Here is a 7,882-nt window from a genome sequence, read left to right as displayed (position 1 = left end):
CGACCATCGACAACGACAGCAAGGCGGGTGCCACGCTGACGGAGTTTGATGACAGCGTGACCATTGCGGTGAACGGGGTGGGTGGCACCAGTGCCAGCGACCAGCTGATAGTACGCATCGTGGATGATACTCCGACTGCCAATGATGATGCTGACAGTGCGACTGAAGGCGTGTTCACGGCCGTCACCGGCAACGTCATCACCGGGGCTGGTACTACGGGCGGCACGGGGGGATCGGGGGTTGACGTCAAGGGTGCGGATGACGCCGCAGTCAGCCAGGTTGTCGGCTTTGGTGGGAGCATTGACAGCAACCCGGCAGGTGGCTTCACGGTCACCGGCCAGTATGGCAACCTGACCATGGGGGTGGATGGTACATACAGCTACACCCTGACGGCCGCCTCGATACCTGCCGGTGCGTCGGATGTGTTTACCTACACGCTCAAGGACGGTGACAACGACACAGATCCGGCAACCCTGACCATCAATATCGCGCAGGATACGCGCATCCCTGTGCTCACTATCGGCAATGCGACCGTCGATGAGGAAGGTCTGCCGGCACGTGCTGGTGAACCTGCGGGGACCGCGGCCAGTGGCAACTCCGAGATTTTCAACGGTAGCTTCTCCATCAACACGCAAGGTGAAAACCTCACGGCGTTGACCATCGATGGTCAGGTTTACAATCTGGCCGGTGGCGGCAGCCAAACCCTGATCAGCAATACCCAGGGGATGCTGGTCGTGACCGGGGTGAGCGGTCCGGTTTCGGGTGTATTCACGGTGAACTACACCTACACGCTCAAAGACAACATCCTCACCCACAATGTGCAGGGCAATGCTGATACGGCCAATGGCCCCAGCTTCGTGGTGTCTGCGACGGATGCCAGCGGCGATACCGGCACTGGTACCCTTCAGGTGGTCATCAGCGATGATGCTCCGATTGCCAACGGGGCTACCAATGCAGGCCAGGCGACTCAGGCCCAGAACACGAACCTGATGCTGATCCTCGATATCTCCGGCAGTATGGGCGATCCATCGGGATATCAGGGCATGACCAGAATGCAGGTCATGCAGAAGTCGGCACTGGAGTTGCTCGACAAGTACGATGCCTACGGTAATGTGATGGTCAACATCATCACTTTCGCCACCATGGCATCCAACCCGACAGGGACCTGGGTCAGTGTCGATGCGGCTAAGGCAATCATTCTTGGGCTGTCACCAACAGATTCGACCAACTACGATGATGCGCTGAACGATGCCATCAATGCCTTCGCGGCGAGCAACAAGATTGTCGGGGCGCAGAACGTGTCCTACTTCATGTCGGATGGCTTGCCCAACGCGAGTTCCGTCAGCAACGCTGCGACTGTCCCCGACGGTTCCAACAGCTTTGGTGATAGTGATGGCATCAGTGCCGCCAATGAAAAGGACTGGACCGATTTCCTGAAGGCAAACAATATCAACTCGTTTGCTCTCGGTATGGGCTCAGGCGCTACCCAGTCGGCACTCGATCCTATCGCTTACAACGGCGTCACTGGCGCCAGTCCGGCGAATACCTCCGCTGTGGTGGTGACGGATTTCAGCCAGCTGGCGGCTACACTGCTCAGCACCGTTGTCGCGCCGCCCTTGTCCGGACAACTGATCGACGGACTGACGGCGAGCACGGGGGCGGATGGCGGCTGGATCAATTCCATCACGGTCGCGGGTGTCACTTACAGCTACAACCAGAAGACAGATGTCTCGGGCGTCACGGGGGGAGCCTCGGCCGGTTCGTTCGATACCAGCACCAACGAATGGTCAATCACGGTTGCCGGTGGCATCTTCAAGATCGATATGGATAACGGTCTGTATACCTACACACCGCCCTCTTCGATCCCGGTGGGTGGCATCAGCCAGGTGCTGGGTTACAGCGTGATCGACAACGATGGCGATACCGCGTCCAGCTCCTTGTCCCTCATCGTCAATCCGGCGGTCGGTCCCACAGTGGTGCGTGATGACTTCATCATTACCAGCCAGGATCCGTCGACCATCCCGGATTGGGCTCTGCTTGCCAACGATACGGGACCACTTGCAGCCACCCAGACGCTCACAGGGGTCTCGGGTGCGGTCGGTGGCACTATAACCGACAACACAGGATCGGTGACGTTCGATGATGGTGCGGGCAGCGCAACGCCCAACATCTACGATGGGTCATTCAACTACACCAACAGCACGACCTCGGATACGGCCAAGGTGTTCGTGGATGTGCAGAGTGGCTCGACGCTCACCGGGGGCTACCTCGACGAGATCCTGATCGGTGGGTCGGGCAATGACACCATCAACGGCAATGCCGGCAATGACATTCTGCTCGGTGGTGCCGGTACCGACAATCTGAGTGGTGGAGAGGGGAACGACATCCTCGTCGGTGGCGCGGGCAACGATACCCTGGATGGTGGGGCAGGCAACGACACCGCCAGCTATATCGATAGTGCTGCAGGTGTCACCGTCACTGTCAATGGCGCTGGCCAGGTGACAGGTGGTGCCGGGACTGACAGTCTGAGCAACATGGAAAACCTGGTGGGCTCCATGTCCAACGACAATCTGACCGGTGATGGCAATGCCAACATCCTCAGTGGCCTTGCTGGCGACGATATCCTGAACGGTGGTGGCGGCGACGATCTGCTGATTGGCGGCACCGGGAGTGACACCATGACGGGGGGAGCTGGCAAGGATACCTTCAAGTGGATGGCGGGGGATGTTGGCGGTACAGACACCATCAAGGACTTCACCACGGGGGCGAATGGGGATGTGCTGGACCTGAGTGAGCTGTTGAACGGGGAGCACGCGAATGCGGCCTCACTGGATCAATATTTCAACTTTGCATCGGGTCCGGGTAGCAACAAGTCGACTCTGACGATCGATCTGGATGGCTCGAGTGGTGGTGTCACGACCCATACCATCTTCTTCGATAACATAGATCTGACGGTTGGCAATACCCGAACCGATCAGCAGATCATCCAGGACTTGTTGAATCAGGGCAATCTCAAGGTTGATCCCTAATCAGGCAACAGGGGCCGGGCATGCCCGGTCCCTGTTATTTGACGAAGAGGACGGATAAGATAACGGCAGTATCGGGAGAGGGTCACCATGCAGTCATTCAATTGGGTCGACATTGATGGCATTCGCTACAGCTGGGACGGGCAGGACAGCATCGTCTGCACCGGCCGTTTTGGCTATCAGGCCACTATGCAGGGCGACAAGATAAGTGCCCTTGATCTGGAGAACGAGGATGGTGAGGTAGCAGGGCGGCTCAATGTGGACTTTGCCGCCCCCCATATCAGTTTCACACCGACCGAAGATGCTCCCATGCCCCACATGATGGTGCTGGTTGGCCATGAGCAGGGGCAACAGGAATATTCGCTGCAAAGCCTGAGCGACAGCGCCCTGCAGGGGTTACTGAGCCAAGAGGACGAATTTGACTGGAGTTCGCTGGCAGTGGTGACGGCAACTGAGCCCATGCCCCCTCCCCAGGGTCATGTTCTGTCGTGGGATTCCTTTCATTTCGAAGAAGATTCGCTGCTGGGTGCCCAGGGACCTGCGCCCGTGCTCGCGAGCCGTGGCAGTCCGCTGGACGGCGAGATCAGCATCAACATCGACATGACCAATCAGGTGCTGGAACATATCCCCCCGTTGCACGATATATGAATCTCATTCGACGACGGGCATAATGACCTCCATCAAATTGATGGAGGTTTTTTCTATGTGGCGTCCCCTTCTTACCCTGTCTGCGCTGGTCGTCAGTGCCCCCTTGCTCGCCATCGAGGTACCTCAGGCTCCCCATCTGGTGGTTAGCGGCTACGCCGAACAGAAGGCCGAGCCCGATATGCTGACGCTCAATGTCTCGGTCACCGCGCTGGAGAAACAGGGCATCAAGGCCAAGCAGCAGGTCGATACCAAAGTTGCCGCCTTCTTTGGTCAGCTGGAGAGCCTCGGCATCAAGCGCAGCGATGTGGAGGCCGGTAATCTGGTGATCTCCCCAGAGTATCAATATCCCCAGAACAAGCAGCCTGAGATGGTGGGCTACCGTGCCCAGCGTCAGCTCTCCGTCAAACTCTATCAGCTCGACAAGCTGAGCCAGCTGATGGATACCTCCCTCAAGGCGGGGCTGGAGTCTGTCTCCCAGATTGAGTACGGCCTCAAGTCACCGCAAGTCATCAAGGAGCAGGCCCGTCTTGGCGCGGTGGCCGATGCTACGAACAAGGCGGAGTCTCTGGCCAAGGCGTTTGGCATGAAGCTTGGCAAGGTTTACAGCGTCGAGTACCGCAACAATACCCCGATACCGGTCTACAGCCGGGCCATGAAGGCCGCTGCGGCTCCTGCCGCCGACATGGTGGAAAACAGCTATCAACAGCAGCAGATCAGTATCACGGACAACGTGGAAGCCGTCTTCCTGCTGGAATAGCGGAATGGCCACTCGGCTCTGTTCCATCACGGCTTTCAACACAAAACCCGGGGCTGCTCACCCCGGGTTTGTTGTTTATAACGGTCATGAATAGCAAGGGAAATCTATATAGAACAGTACCTTGTAATAGGCTTTAAATGACATGTCTGCATGAAGTGAGGCAAGGCGCCTGGGAACAGACCACCTTGCCTCAGCATTGGCCAATCAGGCCATTTATACGCTTATGGAAGCACTCTATTCATGGTCGGCACGTTCTTGGCCGGCTTGGCAATAAAGTTATGATAACGCCCCATCCAGTACGGCAAGGTGTAATAACCCGGAGAAACCATTTGGTTAGGGCTCTCATCCTTGTCAATTTCACGCATTGGCCTATACGGCGTTCTCAAACTTTTCTCATCCAGGGGGAGGTCGGTGTATTTATCAAGGTCCATGGCGTCCAGATTGGTCGCTGTACCATCTTGAGATTTCAATATTGGGCAGTTAGACAACTCATCATTGACGCAAGTGCGAGCAACGTCAGGTCTAGAATTGTCATAAGCGCCCCACTGGGTTAAATCCAACGGGTGGCGTGAAAGGTTCCAGGCATTCGCCGAATTGATTTCGTTACCATATCCATCATTCAGTGTCGTTTCTGGTTGCCCTAACTGACGGACATAACTATGGAACGCATTGTCTTCATATTTAGGGCCAAGTTCCCACTGAGAGTCATACGCTGAAACCCATTTTTTATGCAACGGGGTTCCCTGAGGCTCCAGTGTGAACAAAATATAATATGCCTGTGCCATATGGCTGGCATCACCCAAGTTGTTGTACTCCCTGACCCACTCTGAAATATAAGCAGGGTCATTTTTTAGATCCTGATCACATTCAGCCGCGCCCTGTTCGCAATAGGTAGTCAACAGGTGCTCATAAGCACTCCAACGAGTCTGCGCAAGGTCTGCATAATGATAAAAATCAGACAGAGCCAATGACTGGTATTCATCTTCGAACCGTTTCTCGCCAGTGACATAGGCCGTCAACTTCATACCGGCCATCAGGAAGGTCGCATACTCGTTACGATCTTCAAATGTCCATGGATCGTTACTGAGCTTGAGTCTTGATATGTCCGACCAGCGATTGGGTTGTCCCTGAGCGTCGACCATCATATAGCCGTTGGCAATATTATGTTCTGCCCATTGACGCATGTTCTGACGGATCAACGCTTTGAGCGCGGATTCTTCAGGATTATTTTCATCCAAAATATCGTAAGCAACCCGTTGAGTGAACAGATTGGTGATCATGCCGTCATAACTGGTATCGGTGGAGAAAGCGACATCGGAACTTGTAAATACAGTCCCGGCTTCATCCTGCATGATGCTCACACAGTCTGATTGGGCCGCAAAGTCTCCCGAGCAAGCCAGCACATCAGGGATGCTTCCTTGTGCATCCACCACATAAGGCTTATTGCTCCCGATGGCGCAGTTAGCCTTAGAGGAAATGCCCGGTAAAGCCGGTGAACCATCTTTTAATAAACAGGTATTCAAATAGGGAGACTCACCACCAAAACGATTCGATGAGTAACCCAACAAGGTTGCGGTACCATCTCCATCGCGATTTCGTTGCCACGTTCCTGATGCACCCTGTGGTTTTCCATGGAACATTGCACCGTTAAGGGAGAAGTAACGAACCGGCAATCCTTCGACCATCCTTTTTGTCGTAGCAACATCCGTAATCTGTGGGTAGAGGCTGCTGCCGGAATAATTGAATGGATTGGGGTCGAGACTGTTCCAGTCATCTGCCTTGATAGGCTCCAAATTGTAAATGTCACCGTATATTTTGGTTAACCCGGTTGGCCCAAATGGATTGATATTAACTGCAAAGTCTCTCTCTTTTTTCAATGAAACAGGGCGATAGATGTCACTGTTAAGCGCCGGCAGCCTTATCTTTGCCTCAACACTACCCTGACGACCAGTAATATTTGGCAAGGCTAACATTTGCTTCAAAGATGCCAGGGCATTCTGACGTGCTTGAAAATAATCATCCCCCTCGCGTTGTTGCACGGCCCATCGCATCAGTTCACCGACGGCATAGAAACCAGTCGTAATAGGATCGCTATCCGAGTATCCCCCGGTCCAGGCAGGAGTAGAAGCAGGATCTCTGCTGACGCCCCCGGCCATAATCTGGCCACGGCGGGCGATGTTATTCTGTGTGATGTGGCTCAATATTTCGGCTTTAGTGTCGGCATCCAGATTTTCGAAATAGATGTGACTCAGACTACCATTGTTACCTTTTATCCATATTCCATTGCTACCATCGCTTGCAATGGCGATCGGGCGATCAATGGCTCCATTGTTACTCTTGGCTTTTTGAGGGTTTTTAGCAAAACCGGTAGGGGAGATAGTCGCATCCATGGGAAGGTAGCGGCTATCCATGAAGTATTGGTATTTATCAAAATATTTTTTGCTGTATGGCTCCGGTTTATAGATGGTTTTGTCCGTCCGCAGGACATAGGGCTTGCCAGATCCCACTGCGGGCGCCATGACCAGTTCCCATTTAACGAAGTCATTCTCTAACACCGTGTTTCCGGCGGCCAGCTGGCTGCTGGCCAATGCAGAGACAGGTGCCGTGACGGCATCAGCAATACTGTATCTATCAACGAATTTTTGTAATGTGTTGGGCATTGGTACTGGCGCTTGCCAAGATAACACCCCGTTGGAGGGGGTTGTGCTCATGGTCGGGTTGGCAACCACGGTAAAGTGAGCCTGGGCTGTTACCCCCGTGTTGAACCGGGAAGACACGGTGATGTTGACATCACCTGCTCTCTTGGCCTCGATCCGACCCAGTTGATCGACGTCCATGATGCTTGGGTCTGAACTTGTCCAGCGCACTCCTTGCTCCTGCAACACCGCTGATGGATCTGCAGGGGCCGACAGGTTCTCATCAGGCAACAGACTCACCTCAATGGTTCTAGCCTGACCAACAACCATTTCACAGTTTTTGGACAACCCCATTTTTATTTTGGTGGGGGCGGTTAAATCATAACGACCATCACTATTTGGTGTTGACGTAACTGTGACGCAGTTACTGTTATCTTTCACGACAACAATGTCAGAATCTGAATTGGAATTAGAGTCAGAATTGGAATTGGAATTGGAATTGGAATTGGAATTGGAATTGGAATCAGAGCCAGGGTCAGGTTTTGAGTTGGTGCCAGAATTGGGGGCAGCATCAGAATTGGAGTCAGAGCTGGAATCAGTACATGCGCTCAAACCCAGGGTTGCAACAAGAACCAACATGTATATTTTATTAAGCGCAAAGCCGTTGCTCATTATGCTCATGTTTATTTCCTTTGATTTTAAAATAAAATTACGAATTGCTTGGCGCGGTATATGCGCTCATCCAGCTAGCGGATGAGCGCACCACAATATGGTTTCCGGTTGCAGATATTCTGGTAGGGTTGTTTATCTGATAT

4 protein-coding genes are annotated in these 7,882 nt (G+C 53.7%); 3 read left to right on the top strand and 1 reads right to left on the bottom strand.

The genetic code is table 11. The annotated features are described in order from the left end of the window. From MM194_RS20090 to MM194_RS20080, 3 genes are all read left to right on the top strand, one after another. On the top strand, positions 1-3,029 hold a 3,029-nt coding region (locus tag MM194_RS20090), incomplete at its 5' end, for a type I secretion C-terminal target domain-containing protein (protein ID WP_241344707.1). 87 nt (positions 3,030-3,116) lie between these two features. Further along, positions 3,117-3,674 (top strand): hypothetical protein, encoded by a 558-nt coding sequence (locus MM194_RS20085; RefSeq protein ID WP_033132623.1) that lies wholly within the window; start codon positions 3,117-3,119, stop codon positions 3,672-3,674. Between the two features lie 55 nt (positions 3,675-3,729). Beyond that, positions 3,730-4,431, top strand: coding sequence for an SIMPL domain-containing protein (locus MM194_RS20080; RefSeq protein ID WP_033132622.1), 702 nt, complete (start codon positions 3,730-3,732; stop codon positions 4,429-4,431). A 221-nt stretch (positions 4,432-4,652) separates the two neighbouring features. Here MM194_RS20080 and MM194_RS20075 read toward each other — a convergent pair whose 3' ends face one another. Continuing rightward, positions 4,653-7,748, bottom strand: coding sequence for an Ig-like domain-containing protein (locus tag MM194_RS20075; protein WP_241344706.1), 3,096 nt, complete (start codon positions 7,746-7,748; stop codon positions 4,653-4,655). Positions 7,749-7,882 lie beyond the last annotated feature (134 nt).

This window comes from Aeromonas sp. MR16, assembly GCF_022549315.1.
GTDB classification, from domain to species: Bacteria; Pseudomonadota; Gammaproteobacteria; order Enterobacterales; family Aeromonadaceae; genus Aeromonas; species Aeromonas aquatica.
Note: the sequence above shows the minus strand (reverse complement) of the source record. Positions and strands in the feature narration are given on the sequence as shown.